Raw genomic sequence first — 17,225 nt, 5'->3', positions numbered from 1 at the left:
GGTCGGCGCCCCGTCGCCGTCCCGGGTCTCGTGAGCGGCCGCAGGCCGTGCGCTCGACCCGCCGGGCACGGCAGACTGGACGCGTGGCCGCCTGGGTGCTGCACGTGGATCTCGACCAGTTCATCGCTGCGGTCGAGGTGCTCCGGCGCCCCGAGCTCGCCGGGCTCCCGGTCATCGTGGGCGGCCGCGGCGACCCGACCGAGCGGACCGTCGTCTCGACGGCGTCGTACGAGGCGCGCGCCTTCGGCGTCGGCTCCGGGATGCCGCTGCGCATCGCCGCGCGCAAGGCGCCCGACGCGGTGATCCTGCCGGTCGACCACGAGGCCTACACCGAGGCATCCGCCGTGGTCATGGCGACGCTGCGCGGGCAGCCGGGTGCGACGGTGCAGGTGCTCGGCTGGGACGAGGCCTTCCTCGGCGTCGACGTCGACGACCCGGAGGCCTACGCCCGCGCCGTGCAGCGCGCGGTGCTCGACCGCACCCGGCTGCACTGCAGCGTAGGCATCGGCGACACGCTCGTGCGGGCCAAGGTCGCCACGGGCTTCGGCAAGCCGCAGGGCGTGTTCCGGCTCACGGCCGAGAACTGGCTGGAGGTCATGGGCGGGCGGCCCACGATCGACCTGTGGGGCGTCGGCTCGAAGATCTCGAAGCGGCTGGGCGTACTCGGCATCACGACCGTCGCCGATCTGGCGGAGGCGGAGCTCGACCCGCTCGTCGCCGAGTTCGGCCCGCGCATGGGTCCGTGGTTCCGCGAGCTCGGCTGCGGCGAGGGCGCCCGCGTCGTCGACGACACCGAATGGGTCGCGCGAGGGCACAGTCGCGAGACCACCTACCAGCAGGACCTCGTCGAGCCCGCGGAGGTGCGGGCGGCGCTGCGCGTGCTGGCCGAAGCCGTGCTCGACGACATCGCCGCCGAGGGCCGCCCGGTGATGCGACTCACCCTGAAGGTGCGGTACGCGCCGTTCCTGACGAAGACGTTCAGCCGCAAGGTGCCGGAGTCCTCCGACCGCGACGAGGTGCTGGCTCGGGTCGAGCAGTTCGCGACCGACCGGATCGAGCCCCGACGGCCGATCCGGCTGCTCGGCCTGCGCGCCGAGATGCCGATGCCCGACGACGCGCGCGAGGGCCACACGCCGACCCGCAGCGGGTGGTGAGCGGACACCCGGCGACGTACGGTGGGAGTACGGCGTCGTCGCGGCGCCCGCACACGTCCGGGGGGATGACGCATGTCGCAGACGGTCGCCGAGCTGTTCGTCGAAACGTTGAAGCGGGCAGGGGTGAGCCGGGTCTGGGGCATTCCGGGCGACTCGCTCAACGCGTTCACCGACGCACTGCGCCGTGACGGCGACATCCGCTGGATGCACGTGCGGCACGAGGAGACCGCCGCCTTCGCCGCTGCCGCCGATGCCGCCGTGACGGGCGAGCTCGCAGTCGTCGCGGGCAGCTGCGGACCCGGCAACCTGCACTTCGTCAACGGGCTCTTCGACGCGCAGCGCAGCCGGGTGCCGGTGCTCGCGATCGCCTCGCAGATCCCGTCGTCGGAGATCGGCAGCGGCTACTTCCAGGAGACGCACCCGCAGGAGCTGTTCCGCGAGTGCAGCGTCTACAGCGAACTCGTCGGCGATCCGTCGCAACTGCCGTGGGTGCTCGAGATCGCGATGCGCACGGCCGTCGAGAAGCAGGGCGTCGCCGTGGTCGTCGTGCCGGGCGACGTGTTCTTCCGCGATGCCCCCGCGCGCCGGGCGAGCGCACCGATCCGCGCCGCGCGCCCACGGGTCGTGCCGTCGCCCGACGAGCTGAACGAAGCGGCCGCGGTGCTGAACGCCGCGGCATCCGTCACGATCCTCGCCGGAGCCGGGGTCGCGGGCGCGCACGACGAGGTGCTCGCGCTCGCCGAGCGACTGCAGGCGCCGATCGTGCACGCGTTCCGAGGCAAGGAGCACATCGAGTACGACAACCCCTACGACGTGGGCATGACCGGCCTGCTCGGGTTCGCCTCGGGCTATCGGGCCATGGAGAAGTGCGACGCGCTGCTGGTGCTCGGCAGCGACTTCCCGTACCGCCAGTTCTACCCGTCGAAGGCGAAGATCGTGCAGGTCGACCTGCGTGGCGAGCAGCTCGGGAGGCGCACGCCCATCGACGTCGGGCTGGTCGGCGACGTGCGCGAGACCGCCGCCGCCCTGCTGCCGCTGATCGGCGGCGACCGGAGCCCGAAGCACCTGACGGGCAGCCTCGAGCACTACGCGAAGACGCGCCGGGAGCTCGACGGCCTGGCCGACGACGACGGCAAGGAGCCGATCCACCCCGAGTACGTCGCGAAGCTGATCGACCGGCTCGCCGACGACGACGCGATCTTCACGGCGGATGTCGGTTCGCCCGTCGTCTGGACGGCGAGGTACCTGCGGATGACCCGCGAACGCCGACTGATCGGCTCGTTCACCCACGGCTCGATGGCCAACGCCATGCCGCACGCGCTCGGCGCCCAGGGCGCGGCACCCGGACGCCAGGTGATCGCCCTCGCGGGCGACGGCGGGCTGTCGATGCTCATGGGAGACCTGCTCTCGATCCGGCAGAACGACCTGCCCATCAAGATCGTCGTGTTCGACAACTCGTCGCTGAACTTCGTCGAGGTCGAGATGAAGGCGGCCGGCATCGTGAACTTCGGCACCGAGCTCGTGAACCCCGACTTCGCGGCGGTGGCCGAATCAGTCGGCATCACCGGCATCCGGGTGGAGCGCGGCGCGGACCTCGAGCCGGCGCTGCGGCGGGCGTTCGCCGAGCCGGGGGCGGTGCTCGTCGACGTGGTCGTCGCCAGGCAGGAGCTCTCGATCCCGCCGTCGATCACCGCCGCCCAGACGAAGGGCTTCGCGCTCTACGCGTTGCGCACCGTGATGTCGGGGCGCGGCGACGAGCTGCTCGACCTGGCCGACACGAACGTGTGGCGGCGCATCTTCCGCTAGGCGACTCGGGGCGAGGCGTGGGGCGCTCGGCAGGGGCTGCTCGGCGCGGACTGCTCGGAGCGGTGCGCCGGGCGGCGTGCTCAGGCGCGGTCGGCGAAGAACTCCCGCAGGTCGCCCACGAGCAGGTCGGGTTCCTCCATCGCCGGGAAGTGGCCGCCCTCGGCGTGCTCGCGCCACTGCGCGATGCCGCCCCATGCGTTGAACGCCTTCGCCATCAACGGATGCGTGTCGAACACCGACCACGCGGTGGGCACCTCCGAACCGGCGAGCCAGTCGAGTCCGGAGTGCGTGGACTCGTAGTAGAACTGCGCGCTCGATGCGCCCGATCGCGTGAACCAGTACAGGCCGATGTTCGTCAGCAACTGGTCGCGGTCGACCGCCTCGTCGGGCGTCGCCGAGCTCGGGTTCGTCCAGCCCTCGAACTTCTCCGCGATCCAGGCGAGCAGCCCGACGGGCGAATCGACCAGCGCGGGGCCGATGGTGTCGGGCTTGTGGTTCTGCAGCTCGAAGTACCCGTGCTCCGAGGCATCCCGTTCGCGGATCGCGTCGAGCTCGGCGATCTCGGCCTCGGTCAACCCGTCGGGCATCGGGAACTGGTCGCCCACCATCGCGAGCGAGCGGCCGTCGCTGCCGACGTGCACCCCGATCACGCGCTCGGGATGCAGCGCCGCGAGCCGGCCGACGATGCCGGCCCCGATGTCGGTGCCGTGCGCCGCGAACCGCTCGTAGCCGAGCCGGGTCATGATCTCGGCGTACGCGTCGGTCGTGCGCGCGAGCTCCCAGCCGGTGCTCGACAGCGGCGTCGAGAACCCGAATCCGGGCAGCGACGGGATCACCAGGTCGAAGGCATCGGTCAGGAGCGGGATGAGCCGCTGGTACTCGACGAAGGAGCCGGGCCACCCGTGCGCCAGCAGCAGCGGAGTCGCCTCGGCGTTCGCCGAGCGGATGCGCACGACGTGGAACGTCTGCCCGTCGACGACGGTGGTGAACTGCTCGTGCGCGTTCAGCGCCGCCTCGCGACCGCGCCAGTCGAACCCGTCGGCCCAGTACTCGGCGAGGTCCCGGAGGTAGGGCATCGGGATGCCGCGGCTGAAGTCGGCCCGGTCGTCGCGGCCGGGAACGGGGTCGGGCCAGCGCGTGCGCGCGAGGCGCTCGTGGAGGTCGTCGAGGTCGGCCTGTGCGACGTCGATGCGGAAGGGGGTGAGTGCGTCTCGGTCTTCGGTGTGCTCGTTCATGTCTCCCACTCTTCCGTCAATTGCGGCGGGTTCTCTTCCGCAATGTCTGGAATGATCGACGCATGCTCGATACCTCGGCCCGACTCCTGAAGCTGCTCGCGCTGCTGCAGGCGACGCGCGACTGGACCAGCGACGAGCTCGCCGAGCGCCTCGAGGTGAGCGCCCGGACGATCCGCACCGACATCGCCAAGCTCCGAACCCTCGGGTACGCCGTCGATGCGCGCCCCGGCGTCGCCGGCGGGTACCGGCTCGCCGCGGGAGCTGCGATGCCTCCGCTGCTCCTCGATGACGACGAGGCGGTGGCGATCGCCATCGGGCTGACCTCGGTGATGACCAGGGGCATCCGGTTCGGCGAATCGTCGCTGACCGCGCTCGCGAAACTCGAACAGGTGCTCCCGCCGCGGCTCAGGTACCGCGTCGACGCGGCGCGGGCGGCCACGAGCGTCGCCGACGGGCCCGATGCGTCGCTCGACGTCTCGGTCTTCAGCGCGATCGCCTCCGCGATCCGCGGCAGCGAACGCCTCCGCTTCGACTACTCGACCCACGACGGCACCGCGTCGCGTCGATCCACCGAGCCGCACCGCCTGGTGAACCAGGGGTCGCGCTGGTACCTGCTGGCCTGGGATCTCGACCGCGCCGACTGGCGGACGTTCCGGGCCGACCGGATCGCTCCCCTCCCGCCGACCGGTGTGCGCTTCCGCCCGCGCGAGATCGACGAGGCGCTCGTCGTCGACCACATCCTCCGCGGCGTCGACCGCGCGACGTGGCGGTACCGCGCTCGCATCCGCGTCGATGCGCCCGCTGCCGTGGTCGAGTGGAAGATCGGCGCCCCCGCGGTGGTGACCCCCGTCGACGACGCGACGTGCGAGGTCGAGGTCGGCTCCGACGACCCCGACCGCCTTGCGCTGTGGGTGACCCAGCTCGACGCCGAAGTCGAGGTGCTCGAGGGTGACGAACTCGCCGAGGCGTTCGGCCGCCTGGCCGAGCGCCTCGAGCGTGCCCGACGATCAGGGCGTCGGTGACGCGCGCGAGCTACGCCCGGGCGCGGGGCACCGGGTCGGGACTGATGCGCTGGATGAGCGTGGTGAGCTCGGCGTGGATGCGGGTCAGGTCGTCGAGCTCGACGCCGAGCGCGTCGACCACCTGCCCCGGAACCCGCTCGGCCTGATCGCGCAGCCGACGCCCCTCGTCGGTGAGCCGCAGGGCGAGCTGGCGCTCGTCGTGGGCGGCGCGCTCGCGCGTCACGATGCCCGACGCCTCGAGTCGCTTCACGAGGGGCGACAGCGTGGCGGGCTCGAGTCGCACGAGCTGGGCGATCTCGCTGAGCGCCCGCGGCTCCTGCTCCCAGAGGGCGAGCATCACGAGGTACTGCGGATGCGTGAGCCCCATGGGCTCCAGGATCGGCTTGTAGGTGCCGATCACGAGACGCGAGGCCACGGCGAGCGCGAAGCAGAGCTGGCGGTCGAGCGCGAGAGGGTCGACGGTGTCGGGCGCGTCATCGGTGCCGACGGGGTCGGTCCGTGGTCGGCTGGCTGCGGCATCCATATTGATTAGTATACTAAGTGTTATGGCACGAATGAATGACGACGCCACCGAGTGGACCCCGGAGCGTGGGCTCAACCCCCTCAACCCGTTCCTCGGCAAGCCGGGGTTCTACAACGCCTTCAACCGCATGGTCTTCCGGTTCACCGGTCCGGCCCAGGTCGGCATCGGCCGCCCCGAGGCGCCGTACGTTCCGCCCGCCGACCCTCGCTGCCCGCTGTGCGGCGGCCCCATGGCCGAGCACCGCATCGACCGCTCGGGCGAGCGCACCCAGGTGCACTGCCCCACCTCCGACTAGCCGCTCACGACGGCTCGGGGCGTCGGATGCCGCGCCGCGGCGTCGCGGTCAGTCCTCCCCTTCGCCGGCCTCGGGGTCGTCCGATGGCTCGGGCGCACCGCCGGATGCCGTGTCCGCCTCGACGGTCTCGTCGCCGACCCGGATCTCCTCGGGCAGCGGGATGTCCGCCCCCGACGGTCGACCGGCATCTGGATTCTCTCCGGGACCCTGCTCGGGGTCCGACGGGGTGATCTCGGGATCGGACATGCTGGTCCCCTCTCGTTGCGTGCTCCGACGCTACGACCCGCGCCGACCTGCGTCGAGGCCTTGCGCGGTCGCGCGACGGGAGATAGGCGGGCGCCGACGCGGGCCGCTCACCTGTGGCGGCGCGCAGAACGGCCCGGCTGGAGCCGGGTCGACCACCGCCCTCGTCGAAGGGCGGTGACCGACCGAGCCCCAGCCGGGCCGTCGGGTCGATGCGTCAGATGCGCGGGCGCATGAGATGCGTCAGATACGTCAGATGCCGAAGATCGTCCAGTGCGCCGTGGTCGACGCACCCGGTTCGAGCACGATCAGGTCGGTGCCGGAGTTGAACGCGTCGGGCGGGCAGGTCATCGGCTCGACCGCGAGGCCGGAGCGGCCGCTGCCGTCGGCCGTGTGCACCTGCACCCACGGGCAGTCCCGACCCCAGGCCATGCCGACTCCGCGTCCGCCGTCGTCGGTGACCGTGACCTGCACGGCCCCGTGCTCGCCGTCGGTGTCGTAGGCCAGGCCCGTGAAGGCGTGGTCGATCTCGGTCGACCCGATGCGCCGCGGCATCCGGAAGTCGAACGACCCGCCCTCGCGCGGGGCGTCCACCGGTGCGAGACCGGTCGGGATGAGCCGGTCGGGCGTCACCTCGAGCACCTCGGCCGCGGGCAGCGTCAGCGTCCAGTCGTCGACGAGGCCGACGCCCGCCACGAGGTACGGGTGCGGACCCGTGCCGTAGGGCGCCGCATCCGGGCCCACGTTCGTGGCCTTGACGCTCGTGTGCAGGCCCCCGGCGTCGACCCGGAACTCGACCTCGATCGCGAGCCGGTGCGGGTAACCCGCCTGCGCCTCGATCGTCGCCGCGAGCACGACGCGCGCGCTCTCACGATGCAGGGGCGTGAAGTCGAGCCAGGCCGCGAGCCCGTGCAGCGCGTGACCGCGGTCGGGCTCGGTGAGCGGCAGCTGCTCGTCGACGTCGCCGAAACGGTAGCGGCCGTCGACCACCCGGTTCGGCCACGGCGCGAGCGTCACCCCGCGGTACGCCGGGCGCACCTCGTCGGCCGCGAAGGGCACGACGAGGTCGCGGCCCTCGAACGTGAGCGTGCGGAGCGAGGCCCCGATGCTCGCGATCGTCGCCTCGTACCCGTGCGCCGCGATCGCGTACTGCTGACCGGACAGAGCCTGGTGCCCCGACAGGGCGTGCTCGGCGACCACTTACAGGCCCTGCGCGAGGCGGTAGTACGCCTGGTTCCAGCGCACCTCGTGCTTGAAGCCGGGCAGCGTGGTCTCCTCGTCGATCACGAGCAGCTCGACCTCGGCCATCTCGGCGAAGTCGCGGAACACGTCGATGCCGACCGCCGTCGACATCACCGTGTGGTGCGCTGCACCGGCCGTGAGCCAGGCCGCGGCGCTCGTCTTGAAGTCGGGCGCGGGCTTCCAGACGGCACGGCCGACGGGCAGGTTCGGCAGCGACTCGCGCGGCTCGACGTTCTCGACGACGTTCGCCGTGAGACGGAACCGGTCGCGCATGTCGCTCATCGCGACCACCACGGCGGGGCTGGGGTCGGCCGTGAACACGAGGCGCACGGGGTCGTCCTTGCCGCCGATGCCGAGCGGGTGCACCTCGAGCGTGGGCTTCTTCGAGGTGAGCGAGGGCGACACCTCGAGCATGTGCGCGCCGAGGATGAGCTCGTCACCGGGGGTCATGTCGTAGGTGTAGTCCTCCATGAGGCTCGCGCCGCCGGGCAGGCCCGCGCCCATGACGTTCGCGATGCGCACGAGGATCGCGGTCTTCCAGTCGCCCTCGGCGCCGAAGCCGTAGCCCTCGGCCATGAGCCGCTGCACCGCGAGGCCCGGCAGCTGCTTCAGCTCGCCGAGGTCTTCGAACGACGTGGTGAACGCGCCGAAGCCGCCCTCCTCGAGGAACGACCGCAGGCCGATCTCGATCGCGGCGCCGTCGCGCAGGGACTGGTGGCGCTCGCCGCCCTGGCGCAGTTCGGGCACGACGTCGTACTCGTTCTCGTAGACCGCGACGAGCTCGTCGATCTCGGCTTCGGACGCCGCGGCGACCGCTTCGGCGAGCTCGTTGACGCCCCACGTGTTGACCTGCACGCCGAACCGCAGCTCGGCCTCGGTCTTGTCGCCCTCGGTGACGGCGACGTAGCGCATGTTGTCGCCGAAGCGGGCGAGCTTCAGGTCGCGGCTCGCGGCGAGGCCGGCTGCGGCGCGCTGCCAGGTGCCGAACTGCTGCTGCACCGCGGGGTCGCTCGCGTGGCCGACGATCGTCTTGCGCGGCACGCCGAGACGGGTCTGGATGTAGCCGAACTCGCGGTCGCCGTGCGCGGCCTGGTTCAGGTTCATGAAGTCGAAGTCGATGTCGGCCCACGGCAGCTCGACGTTGGCCTGCGTGTGCAGGTGCGCGAGCGGCTTCTGCAGGGCGTCGAGGCCCGCGATCCACATCTTCGCGGGGCTGAACGTGTGCATCCACGCGACGACGCCGATCACGTTCGGTGCGGCGTTCGCCTCGAGCGCGACCTGCTTGATGGCCGCCGAGTCGGTGAGCACGGGCAGCCAGACGATCTTCACGGGCACGTCGGATGCCGCGTCGAGCGTGGCGGCGATGGCCTCCGACTGCTCGGCGACCTGTGCGAGGGTCTCGGGGCCGTACAGGTGCTGGCTGCCGGTGAGGAACCAGACCTCGTACTGGTCGAGCGACGTGGTGAGGGGCGTGCGGGTCATGTTCGTTCCTTGCTGGTGGTCGGTGGTGTGGATCAGAGGGCTTCGACGGCCGCGGCCTCGGCGGCGAGGCCGGCGCGGTAGCGGTCGAGGTAGGCGGCGAAGCCGGCGACATCCGCCGCATCGGGTTCGGCCGTCGTGAACCCCGCGTCGGCGAAGACGCGGTCGTTCAGGTAACCGCCGAGGTCGGCCGGGGGGCCGTCGTGCGTTCCGGCGGCCGAGAGGTACGACGCGAGCACGGCGATGCCCCACGCGCCGCCCTCCGAGGCCGTCTCGCCGACCGCGACCGGAGCGTCGAGCGCCCCGGCGAGGAAGCGCTGGGCGACCCCCGCGGTGCGGAACATGCCGCCGTGCGCGAACATGCGGTCGAGCGCGACGCCCTCGCCGTCGAGCACGCGCATGCCGAGCGCGAGCGTGCCGAACACGCCGTAGAGCTGCGCGCGCATGAAGTTCGGCAGGTTCAGTCGACTGTCGGGCGTGCGCACGACCAGGGGGCGGCCCTCGTCGAGGCCGGCGATGGGTTCGCCCGCGAGGTGGTTGTAGGCGAGCAGCCCGCCGGCGTCGGCCTCGCCCTCGAGCGCCGCCGCGAACAGCGCCTCGAACACGGCGTCGGAGTCGAGCGGGGTTCCGGATGCCGCGGCGAACTGCCCGAACACGCCCGCCCACGCCGCGAGCTCGCTGGCGCCGTTGTTGCAGTGCACCATCGCGACCGGGTCGCCCGCAGGCGTGGTCACGAGGTCGAGCTCGTGGTGGGCGTGCTGCAGCGGGCGCTCGAGCACGACCATGGCGAAGATCGACGTGCCCGCGCTGACGTTGCCGGTGCGGGGTGCGACCGAGTTCGTCGCGACCATGCCCGTGCCGGCGTCGCCCTCGGGCGGGCAGAGGAGCGCGCCCGGCTTCAGCGCGCCGGTCGGATCGAGGAGCGCGGCGCCGCCCGCGGTGAGCACGCCTGCCGGAACGCCGGCCTCGAGCGACTGCGGCAGCAGCTCGACGAGCTTGCGGGGCAGCCGGTCGCCGGCCAGCTCGTCGTACGAGGCGACGAGCGCCGCGTCGTAGTCGTGCGTCGCCGCATCGATCGGGAACATGCCCGACGCGTCGCCGACGCCCAGCACCTTGCGGTCGGTGAGCTTCCAGTGCACGTACCCGGCGAGGGTGGTCACGAAGCGGATGTCGGGCACGTGCGCCTCGGCGTCGAGCACCGCCTGGTGCAGGTGGGCGATCGACCAGCGCAACGGGATGTTGACGCCGAACCGCTCGCTGAGCTCGGCGGACGCCGCACCCGTCGACGTGTTGCGCCACGTGCGGAACGGTACGAGCAGGTCGCCGCGCTCGTCGAACGCGAGGTAGCCGTGCATCATCGCCGAGACGCCGATCGCGCCGAACGTCTCGGGCACGGCGCCTGCGCCGTATCGAGCGCTCACGTCGGCGACGAGGTCGGCGTACGCGGACTGCAGGCCCGAGTGCACGGCGTCGAGCGAGTAGCTCCAGCGGCGGTCCTCGGTGAACTCGTTCTCCCACGCGTGGCTGCCGACGGCGAGCACGAGGGTTGGATCGTCGGATGCGACGAGGCAGGCCTTGATGCGGGTCGAGCCGAGCTCGATGCCGAGCGACGTGCGGCCGGCGAGGATGGCCGAGCGCGCGGCATCCGCGTCGAGGCTCTTGGGCGTGCTCTGAGGCGTGCTCTGAGGCGCGCTCTGGGGCTCGGTGCTCATCGTCGGGCATCTCCGCTCTGTCCGTAGTCGTTCTGGTACCGGTCGTACAACCGGTCGATCGCTTCCTGCGGGATCGGCACGAGCGGCCCGGCTTCACGCGCCAGGTGCATCGTGCGGGCGACATCCTCGACCATGACCGCAGCCTTGACCGCGTCCTTCGCGTTCGCCCCGATCGTGAACGGCCCATGATTGGCCATCAGCACCGCACGGCTGCGATGCCCACTGAGGGTCTCCACGATGCCCCGACCGATCGAGTCGTCCCCGATGATCGCGAACGGACCCACCGGGATCGGACCCCCGAACTCATCGGCCATCGCCGTGATCACACACGGAATCGGCTCGTTCCGCGCCGCCCACGCCACCGCATACGTCGAATGCGTGTGCACCACACCCCCGACCTCGGGCATGTTCCGGTAGACGTACGCGTGCGCCGCGGTATCGGACGACGGGCTGCGCTCAGCACCCGGGGTGCCCTCGATCACATTGCCGTCCAGATCGCACAGGATCATGTTCTCCGGAGCCAGATCGTCATACGACACCCCAGACGGCTTGATCACGAACAGCTCCGCACCCGGCACCCGACCACTGACGTTGCCACCCGTCCACACCACCAGGCCGTACCGCGTCAACTCCGCGTGCAACTTCGCCACGTCTGCCCGGACTCGGGCGATCGCGGTCTCGATGTCGGCCCCGAACGTCTGGGCTGGTGCATTCACGGGGCGTCCTCCATCGTGATCGGGCCACTGTGACCGGTCACATTCTGACTCAGGCCCGCGCGCATGTCAATCGAGCGGGCCCTCGGGCCGGACCTCGGGGCGCACGGCCGGACCTCCGGGCGCACTCCCGCGCACACGCCGGGCGCACACCCGCGCGCGCAACCCCGTGATGTCGCGCGAACGGTCGGTACGCGGGCCCGGTGACGACGATTTGCGAGACATCACTGGGCCGAACCTCGGGGCGCGCCCGCACACGCCCGGGCGCACCCCCGGGCGCACCCCCAGGCACACCCACTAGGCGCACCCCTGCGCGAAACCTCGTGATGTCGCGCGAACGGTCGGTACGCGGGCCTGGCCTGGTGGCGACGATCTGCGAGACATCACGGGGCCCCGCTCATCCGGACCGGCGCGATCGGCCTCGATTCGCGAGCGGCCGAGGCGCACTCCCCCCCCCCCCGCCTCAGCGCCGCGCGGTCGAGTCGCGCACGATCAGCTCGGGCACGAGCATCGGGCGGTCCGCCGCGGCATCCGCTCGCTCCGACGCGTTGAACCCGTCGGGCCCGTCGGAGCGCGCGACCAGCGCCGCGACCGCCCGACGGGCGAGCTCGTCGAAGTCCTGCCGCACGGTCGTGAGGGGCGGCCAGAAGTACTCGGCGTCGGGGATGTCGTCGAAGCCGACGAGGCTGAGCGACCCGGGCACGTCGCCGCCCTGCTCGCGCACGAAGCGCATGAGGCCGAGCGCCATCTGGTCGTTCGCGGCGAACACGCCCGTCGGCGCCTCGCCCACCCTGCCGTCGAGCAGCTCGCGTCCGGCGTCGTACCCGGATCGTGCCGACCAGTCGCCGCGCACGGTGGCGACCGGCTCGAGACCGTGCGCCGCGAGCTCCAGCTCGAAGCCGTGTTCGCGCGAACTCGACTCCAGCCAGTCGGAGGGGCCGGCCAAGTGCGCGAGGCGCGTGTGCCCGAGCTCGATCAGGTGGCGCGTCGCGATGCGCCCGCCCTCGACCTGATCGACGGCGGGGCTGTCGGCGGAGTCGCCCCGGCCACGCCCGCCCGCGAGCAGTGTCACGACGGGCACGTCGACGCGCAGCTCGTCGAGCGCCTCGAGCACGCGCACGTGCGGGGCGACCACCACGATGCCGTCGACGGCCTGCCCGCGCAGGTGCGCGATTCCCGCCGAGACCGAGCCGAGGTCGGCGGAGTCGACGTAGGCCGTGCTGACCCAGTGCCCCGCCGCCCGGGCCGCGGCCTCGAGCGCCGCGATGCTCGTCGAGGGCCCGTAGTGGCGCGAGTCGGAGGCGAGCACGCCGATCGTGCGCGACCGCTTGGTGCCGAGCGCCCTGGCGGCGAAGTTGGGGGTGTACTGCAGCTCGGCGATCGCGTCCATGACCCGGCGCCTGGTCGACTCCTTGATCTGCGGATGCTCGTTCAGCACGCGCGAGACCGTCTGCCGAGAGACACCGGCGAGCGCGGCGACGTCTCGCACGCCGACCGCGCGCGACGAGCCGTGCGCCTGCGGTTCGCCTGGCGCACGCTCGGTGCCGGATGCCTGCATGCCCGCCTCCCGTCGCGCCCGCCGTGTCGATCCCGAGCGTAACCGACCGACGAACGACTGGCGGCGGCAGGACCTCGGTGGTCAGTGCCAGCACCCTGTGACCGCTCGCCGCTCGCCCATAGGATGCGGACATGAGCACGCCTCAGCTCGACCCGAAGTCCCCGATCGGCAGGGTCGTCGCCGATCTCGACCGCGTGCGGCGGCCGCTGCGCGCCTCCGACGGCCTGGCCGTCTTCGTCGACATGTACCGAGAGGTCACCGCCCTCGTCGGGCAGCGCGTGGCCGAGGGTCGCTTCGACGACGCGCCCTTCATCGAGGAGCTCGACGTCGTCTTCGCGGGCTACTTCCTCGCCGTGCCGAAGGCGATCGCGGCGGGCAGACCCGTGCCGAAGGCCTGGGACCCGCTGATCGATCGTCGATCGGCGCGCCTCTTCCCGCTGCAGTATGCCCTCGCGGGCATGAACGCCCACATCAACCACGACCTCGCGCTCGCGGTGGTCGACACGTGCGAACGACGCGGACTCGACCCGAACCGCGGCACCGTGCACGCCGACTTCGATCGCATCAACGGCGTGCTCGCCGAACTCGTGCGCCCGATCCGGCAGCGGTTTCTCGAACAAGCCGTCGTGCGCGCAGGAGCACCGCTCTCGCCGCTGGCCGACCTCGTCACGAACTTCTCGATGGAGAAGGCGCGCGACGCCGCCTGGGCGACCACGCTCACGCTCTGGGCCGTGCGAGATCTGCCGTTCGTGCCGGAGTCGACGGCGCAGGCCCTGGCCGGCACGGTCGGCCTCGTGAGCCGCCAACTGCTGGTGCGCTTCGACCCGATCGACTGAGCCGGCCGCACGAGACCGCGCGAACCGCACGGGCAGGGCGAGCGGATGCCGCGGGCGGGCGCCTGCGCCTACCCCTCCGCAGGCTGGGGCTCGCCGCCCGACTCGCCCCCGAACTCCTCGACGAGCTTCGCGATGCGCCGCTCGCGCGTGGCCTCGGTCTTCGCCTGGTCGACGACCCGGATGAACTGGCGGCGCTGGCTCACCGTCTTCGCGTCGAACCGTGCGCGCACGGCCGGGTCGGCGTCGAGCGCCGAGGCGACGTCGTCGGGCACGTCGGCATCGACCGGCTCCGCCGCGAGGTCGAGCCGCACGTCGACCGCTTCGCCGACGACCAGCCGACCGGCGTCGCGGTTGGAGTTGCTCAGCCCGATGAGGTTGCGTCCGAGCATGATCGCGATGCGGGTCTCCCACGAGTGGCCGTTCACCGTGACGGTCACCCGGGGGCGCTTGCCGCCGCCCAGCGCCTCGACCGCTGCCTCGGGCACCTCGAGCCCGTGCATCTTCTGCTGCGGCTCGACGACCGAACGGAACTGCACCACGACTGCCTCCCGGGAATGCGATCGGAGGGTCAGAGCGTCGCCGACGCCCACCACACGATGATGAACAGGCCCATCGCGACGAAGACGAGGCCGACGATCAGGAAGACCCTCGCGCTCGGGCCGCGCGCCCCGGCGCGGGACACGGCCGACTGGCGTTCGGCCGTGATGGTCTCGGCGAGCCAGCGCCGCCTCGCGATGAGCGCGACGCCCGCGACGAGCGCGAGCACCGCCCACGCGAGGGCGAAGATCATGCCGGGTTCCACCCCGCCAGCCTAGTCGCGACCACGATCGCGACCACGACCCCGCGAAGGCCCACAGGCCCCTTGGCGACATCGTGGAAAAGCTTTGATCTGAACGATTGCCGTCTGCTAGGAAAGGGGAGTCCCAAACCCCCCTACTGAATGGACACCCGACATGACCTCCCTCGACCTGCAGACCGAACCGGCGGCCCAGAGCGACTACGCGGCCGTCGGCGGCGCCCCGGCCGTCACGACCGTCGTCAACCGCTTCTACGAGCTCGTGCTGGGCGACGACCTGCTCGCGAGCCACTTCGAGGGCATCGAGATGGCCAGGCTCAAGCGCCACCAGGTCGCGCTCGTGTCGCAGGTCATGGGCGGCCCGGTCGCGTACGAGGGCCGCGAGCTGCGCGCCGCGCACGCGGGCATGGGCATCACGGCCGAACAGTTCGGCGCGGTCGCGGGCCACCTGATCGCCGCGCTGACCGAGGCCGGCGTGCCGTCCGAGATCATCGACCGCACGGTGAGCGCGGTCGCGGCGACGCAGCCCGACATCGTCGAGGGCTCTTCGACGCAAGCCTGACGGCGTGGACACCGCTGCACTGAAGCACACCTGGTCGCTGGCGGAGACGCTCGGCGACGAGGTGCCGCTGTTCTTCTACTCGCACCTCTTCTACACCCACCCCGAGTTGCGGGCGATGTTCCCGGTCGCGATGGCCACCCAGCGCGACCGGCTGGTCGGCGCGCTCGGGCGCATCGTGTCGAACGTCGACCAGCTCGACGAGGTGACCGCGTTCATCCAGCAGCTCGGCCGCGACCACCGCCGGTTCGAGGTCATCGCCGAGCACTACGACGCGGTCGGGCTCTCGCTGCTCACCACACTGAAGCACTTCCTCGGCGAGCTCTGGACCGCCGAGCTCGCGGCTGACTGGGCCGCCGCCTACGGCGTCATCGCGACCGCGATGGTGCAGGCCGCCGAGGAGTCGGAGCTCAGCAGTCCGCCCGCCTGGGAGGGCCACGTCATCGGCGTCGAGCGCCGCAGCATGGACATCGCGGTCGTGCACGTGCGACCCGAGCCCGAGCTCGTGTTCGAGCCGGGGCAGTCGTTCGCGGTCGAGACGCCGTACACCCCGCGGATGTGGCGCTACCTCAGCCCCGCGAACGCGCCGCGCGCCGACGGCACGATCGAGTTCCACGTGCAGCTCGTGCCCGGCGGGCAGGTGTCGAGCGCCTTCGTGCGTCGCCTGAAGGTCGGCGACGTGCTGCGCCTGGGCGCCGCCGTCGGCCAGGAGCTGACGCTCGACGAGGCCGATCGCGGCCGCGACCTCGTGATGGTGGCCGGCGGCACCGGGCTGGCGCCGCTCCGTGCGCACCTGGAGCGCATCGACCTGCAGTGGCAGGCGACCGGTGCCGCACCCCGCGTGCACCTGTTCCACGGCGCGCGGGTTCCCTGGAATCTGTACGAGCGCCGTCTGCTGCAGAGCCTCACCAGTCGGCCCTGGTTCGACTACACGCCCGTCGTCTCCGACGATCCCAGCTATCCCGGCCGCACCGGCCTGGTGAGCGACGCGGTCACCGAGGTCGGGGTCCCCCCCGGGTCCCTCGCGATCGTGTGCGGCTCGCCGGCGATGGTGCGCCACGCCTCCGCCGCGCTCCGCGGCCTCGGCGTGCCCGCCTCCGACATCCGCTTCGAACGGTTCGCCGATCTCGAGCAGGCAGCCGGAGACCGAGACCCGCAACCGTCGGCACTCGCCGAACAACCGATGGGAAGTGCCCGATGACCATGTGGGACGACGAGGACGACGCGCCCATCCCCCTGCCGCCCGCACCCGAGGGCGGCCTGGTGGCGGCCGTCTTCCGACTGCCCGAGCCGGGCGGCGTGAGCTTCGCGACGCGGCCGATCGGCGGCTACGACCGAGCCGAGGTCGACGCGTTCCTCGCAGACCTGGCGCAGACCGTGCTCGAGGTCCGCGAGGCCCTCGATGAGGATCGCCGGGAGCTCGCCGAGCTGCGCGCCGAGAACGCGAAGCTCAGGAGCACCGACAACGCCGACCTCGAGAACGAGGTCGCGCTCGGCGCGGTGGGCCTGCTCTCGCAGGCGCAGATGATCGCCGACAAGGCGGTCGCCGACGCCGAGGCGTACGCGCGCGACCTCGTGCTCACCGCACGCACGCAGTACCGCGAGACGCAGGAGCGCAACGCCGACGCTGCTGCTGCGGCATCAGCGGCCGCGGCCTCCGCCTCGGCCGCCGAGCCGACCACGGCGACGGGCAGCATCGCCCTGCCGTCCATGCCCGAGATCGAGTACGTGCGCACCTACGCGCAGGTCGCGCAGATCCAGCTGCGTTCGGTGCTCGACGCGCTGACCGAGCAGGTCGACCGGCTCGGCTCGCTGCCGATGCACGACGGCGCTGAAGCGGCGGCGACCACGCCGACGGCCGAGCCGACGACGCCCTCGCCGCACGAGCTCCCCGACGACGAGTTCCCCGACGAGGAGCCGAACTGGCTGCCAGCCGTGCCGCCGCAGCCGACGATCCAGCGGCAGACGTACGTCAGTCCGTGACGCACGTGGGCGGGAGCGCGCGATTCGCCCGCTCCCGCCCACGTCGGGCTCGACCTCCGTCAGCTGAGG

The 17,225-nt window shown here is 72.0% G+C and carries 18 protein-coding genes; 8 read left to right on the top strand and 10 right to left on the bottom strand.

Annotated elements, in window-relative coordinates; genetic code table 11:
• The first annotated feature begins 95 nt into the window (after positions 1 to 95).
• Together ACFVS8_RS08905 and poxB are read left to right on the top strand one after the other, a co-directional pair.
• Complete coding sequence (locus tag ACFVS8_RS08905) at positions 96 to 1,154, top strand: DNA polymerase IV (protein WP_387061199.1); 1,059 nt, start codon at positions 96 to 98, stop codon at positions 1,152 to 1,154.
• Between the two features lie 72 nt (positions 1,155 to 1,226).
• Positions 1,227 to 2,960, top strand: a complete 1,734-nt coding sequence (gene poxB / locus ACFVS8_RS08900; protein ID WP_387060443.1) for a ubiquinone-dependent pyruvate dehydrogenase — start codon at positions 1,227 to 1,229, stop codon at positions 2,958 to 2,960.
• 80 nt (positions 2,961 to 3,040) lie between these two features.
• Here the strand turns inward: poxB and ACFVS8_RS08895 are convergent, their stop codons facing one another.
• Positions 3,041 to 4,195 (bottom strand): epoxide hydrolase family protein, encoded by a 1,155-nt coding sequence (locus ACFVS8_RS08895; RefSeq protein ID WP_387060441.1) that lies wholly within the window; start codon positions 4,193 to 4,195, stop codon positions 3,041 to 3,043.
• A gap of 62 nt (positions 4,196 to 4,257) precedes the next feature.
• Here ACFVS8_RS08895 and ACFVS8_RS08890 point away from each other — a divergent pair, with 62 nt between their 5' ends.
• Positions 4,258 to 5,217 (top strand): helix-turn-helix transcriptional regulator, encoded by a 960-nt coding sequence (locus tag ACFVS8_RS08890; protein WP_387060438.1) that lies wholly within the window; start codon positions 4,258 to 4,260, stop codon positions 5,215 to 5,217.
• A gap of 10 nt (positions 5,218 to 5,227) precedes the next feature.
• On the opposite strand, the gene ACFVS8_RS08885 is transcribed toward ACFVS8_RS08890, so the two are convergent.
• Complete coding sequence (locus ACFVS8_RS08885; protein WP_387060436.1) at positions 5,228 to 5,740, bottom strand: MarR family winged helix-turn-helix transcriptional regulator; 513 nt, start codon at positions 5,738 to 5,740, stop codon at positions 5,228 to 5,230.
• Between the two features lie 22 nt (positions 5,741 to 5,762).
• Between ACFVS8_RS08885 and ACFVS8_RS08880 the strand changes: the two genes are divergently transcribed.
• Positions 5,763 to 6,035, top strand: coding sequence for a hypothetical protein (locus tag ACFVS8_RS08880; RefSeq protein ID WP_387060435.1), 273 nt, complete (start codon positions 5,763 to 5,765; stop codon positions 6,033 to 6,035).
• Between the two features lie 48 nt (positions 6,036 to 6,083).
• Here ACFVS8_RS08880 and ACFVS8_RS08875 read toward each other — a convergent pair whose 3' ends face one another.
• From ACFVS8_RS08875 to ACFVS8_RS08850, 6 genes are all read right to left on the bottom strand, one after another.
• Positions 6,084 to 6,281, bottom strand: a complete 198-nt coding sequence (locus ACFVS8_RS08875; RefSeq protein ID WP_387060432.1) for a hypothetical protein — start codon at positions 6,279 to 6,281, stop codon at positions 6,084 to 6,086.
• A gap of 249 nt (positions 6,282 to 6,530) precedes the next feature.
• A complete protein-coding gene (locus tag ACFVS8_RS08870) occupies positions 6,531 to 7,478 on the bottom strand; it encodes an aldose 1-epimerase family protein (RefSeq protein WP_387060430.1) in 948 nt (315 codons plus the stop codon).
• Complete coding sequence (gene araA / locus ACFVS8_RS08865) at positions 7,479 to 9,002, bottom strand: L-arabinose isomerase (RefSeq protein ID WP_387060428.1); 1,524 nt, start codon at positions 9,000 to 9,002, stop codon at positions 7,479 to 7,481.
• A 32-nt stretch (positions 9,003 to 9,034) separates the two neighbouring features.
• Positions 9,035 to 10,711 (bottom strand): xylulokinase, encoded by a 1,677-nt coding sequence (locus tag ACFVS8_RS08860; protein ID WP_387060425.1) that lies wholly within the window; start codon positions 10,709 to 10,711, stop codon positions 9,035 to 9,037.
• Positions 10,708 to 11,427 carry an L-ribulose-5-phosphate 4-epimerase gene (locus ACFVS8_RS08855; protein WP_387060422.1) on the bottom strand — a complete coding sequence of 240 codons (720 nt, stop codon included), beginning with the start codon at positions 11,425 to 11,427 and terminating at the stop codon, positions 10,708 to 10,710. The genes ACFVS8_RS08860 and ACFVS8_RS08855 overlap by 4 nt, the downstream gene beginning before the upstream one ends.
• Before the next feature lie 460 nt (positions 11,428 to 11,887).
• Positions 11,888 to 12,982, bottom strand: coding sequence for a LacI family DNA-binding transcriptional regulator (locus ACFVS8_RS08850; RefSeq protein WP_387060420.1), 1,095 nt, complete (start codon positions 12,980 to 12,982; stop codon positions 11,888 to 11,890).
• A gap of 131 nt (positions 12,983 to 13,113) precedes the next feature.
• Between ACFVS8_RS08850 and ACFVS8_RS08845 the strand changes: the two genes are divergently transcribed.
• On the top strand, positions 13,114 to 13,818 hold the full coding sequence (locus ACFVS8_RS08845; protein WP_387060417.1) for a DUF5995 family protein: 705 nt from the start codon (positions 13,114 to 13,116) through the stop codon (positions 13,816 to 13,818).
• A 68-nt stretch (positions 13,819 to 13,886) separates the two neighbouring features.
• Here ACFVS8_RS08845 and ACFVS8_RS08840 read toward each other — a convergent pair whose 3' ends face one another.
• Together ACFVS8_RS08840 and ACFVS8_RS08835 are read right to left on the bottom strand one after the other, a co-directional pair.
• The gene (locus ACFVS8_RS08840) at positions 13,887 to 14,357 is read right to left on the bottom strand and encodes a YdeI/OmpD-associated family protein (RefSeq protein WP_387060414.1); all 471 of its coding nucleotides are present in this window, start codon (positions 14,355 to 14,357) and stop codon (positions 13,887 to 13,889) included.
• A 29-nt stretch (positions 14,358 to 14,386) separates the two neighbouring features.
• Entirely contained in the window at positions 14,387 to 14,620 is a 234-nt protein-coding gene (locus tag ACFVS8_RS08835; RefSeq protein ID WP_387060411.1) for a hypothetical protein, read from the bottom strand.
• Between the two features lie 151 nt (positions 14,621 to 14,771).
• On the opposite strand from ACFVS8_RS08835, the gene ACFVS8_RS08830 reads away from it, so the two are divergent.
• Genes ACFVS8_RS08830 through ACFVS8_RS08820 form a run of 3 tightly spaced genes read left to right on the top strand, consistent with a single transcriptional unit; the run spans position 14,772 to position 17,156 of the window.
• Positions 14,772 to 15,176 carry a group 1 truncated hemoglobin gene (locus ACFVS8_RS08830; RefSeq protein ID WP_387060409.1) on the top strand — a complete coding sequence of 135 codons (405 nt, stop codon included), beginning with the start codon at positions 14,772 to 14,774 and terminating at the stop codon, positions 15,174 to 15,176.
• 4 nt (positions 15,177 to 15,180) lie between these two features.
• Complete coding sequence (locus ACFVS8_RS08825; RefSeq protein ID WP_387060406.1) at positions 15,181 to 16,374, top strand: globin domain-containing protein; 1,194 nt, start codon at positions 15,181 to 15,183, stop codon at positions 16,372 to 16,374.
• Positions 16,371 to 17,156 carry a DivIVA domain-containing protein gene (locus ACFVS8_RS08820; protein WP_387060404.1) on the top strand — a complete coding sequence of 262 codons (786 nt, stop codon included), beginning with the start codon at positions 16,371 to 16,373 and terminating at the stop codon, positions 17,154 to 17,156. Before ACFVS8_RS08825 ends, ACFVS8_RS08820 begins: the two co-directional genes overlap by 4 nt.
• Positions 17,157 to 17,225: the final 69 nt, after the last annotated feature.

Source organism: Agromyces sp. NPDC058110 (assembly GCF_042884735.1).
Taxonomy (GTDB): Bacteria; Actinomycetota; Actinomycetes; order Actinomycetales; family Microbacteriaceae; genus Agromyces.
Note: the sequence above shows the minus strand (reverse complement) of the source record. Positions and strands in the feature narration are given on the sequence as shown.

Bases quoted from the DNA above. Each gene is read 5' to 3' on its own strand.
- ACFVS8_RS08850 (WP_387060420.1), bottom strand. From the start codon at position 12,982: ATGCAGGCATCCGGCACCGAGCGTGCGCCAGGCGAACCGCAGGCGCAC.
- poxB (WP_387060443.1), top strand. From the start codon at position 1,227: ATGTCGCAGACGGTCGCCGAGCTGTTCGTCGAAACGTTGAAGCGGGCA.
- ACFVS8_RS08890 (WP_387060438.1), top strand. From the start codon at position 4,258: ATGCTCGATACCTCGGCCCGACTCCTGAAGCTGCTCGCGCTGCTGCAG.
- ACFVS8_RS08885 (WP_387060436.1), bottom strand. From the start codon at position 5,740: ATGGATGCCGCAGCCAGCCGACCACGGACCGACCCCGTCGGCACCGAT.
- ACFVS8_RS08895 (WP_387060441.1), bottom strand. From the start codon at position 4,195: ATGAACGAGCACACCGAAGACCGAGACGCACTCACCCCCTTCCGCATC.
- ACFVS8_RS08845 (WP_387060417.1), top strand. From the start codon at position 13,114: ATGAGCACGCCTCAGCTCGACCCGAAGTCCCCGATCGGCAGGGTCGTC.
- ACFVS8_RS08880 (WP_387060435.1), top strand. From the start codon at position 5,763: ATGGCACGAATGAATGACGACGCCACCGAGTGGACCCCGGAGCGTGGG.
- ACFVS8_RS08875 (WP_387060432.1), bottom strand. From the start codon at position 6,281: ATGTCCGATCCCGAGATCACCCCGTCGGACCCCGAGCAGGGTCCCGGA.
- araA (WP_387060428.1), bottom strand. From the start codon at position 9,002: ATGACCCGCACGCCCCTCACCACGTCGCTCGACCAGTACGAGGTCTGG.
- ACFVS8_RS08860 (WP_387060425.1), bottom strand. From the start codon at position 10,711: ATGAGCACCGAGCCCCAGAGCGCGCCTCAGAGCACGCCTCAGAGCACG.
- ACFVS8_RS08830 (WP_387060409.1), top strand. From the start codon at position 14,772: ATGACCTCCCTCGACCTGCAGACCGAACCGGCGGCCCAGAGCGACTAC.
- ACFVS8_RS08820 (WP_387060404.1), top strand. From the start codon at position 16,371: ATGACCATGTGGGACGACGAGGACGACGCGCCCATCCCCCTGCCGCCC.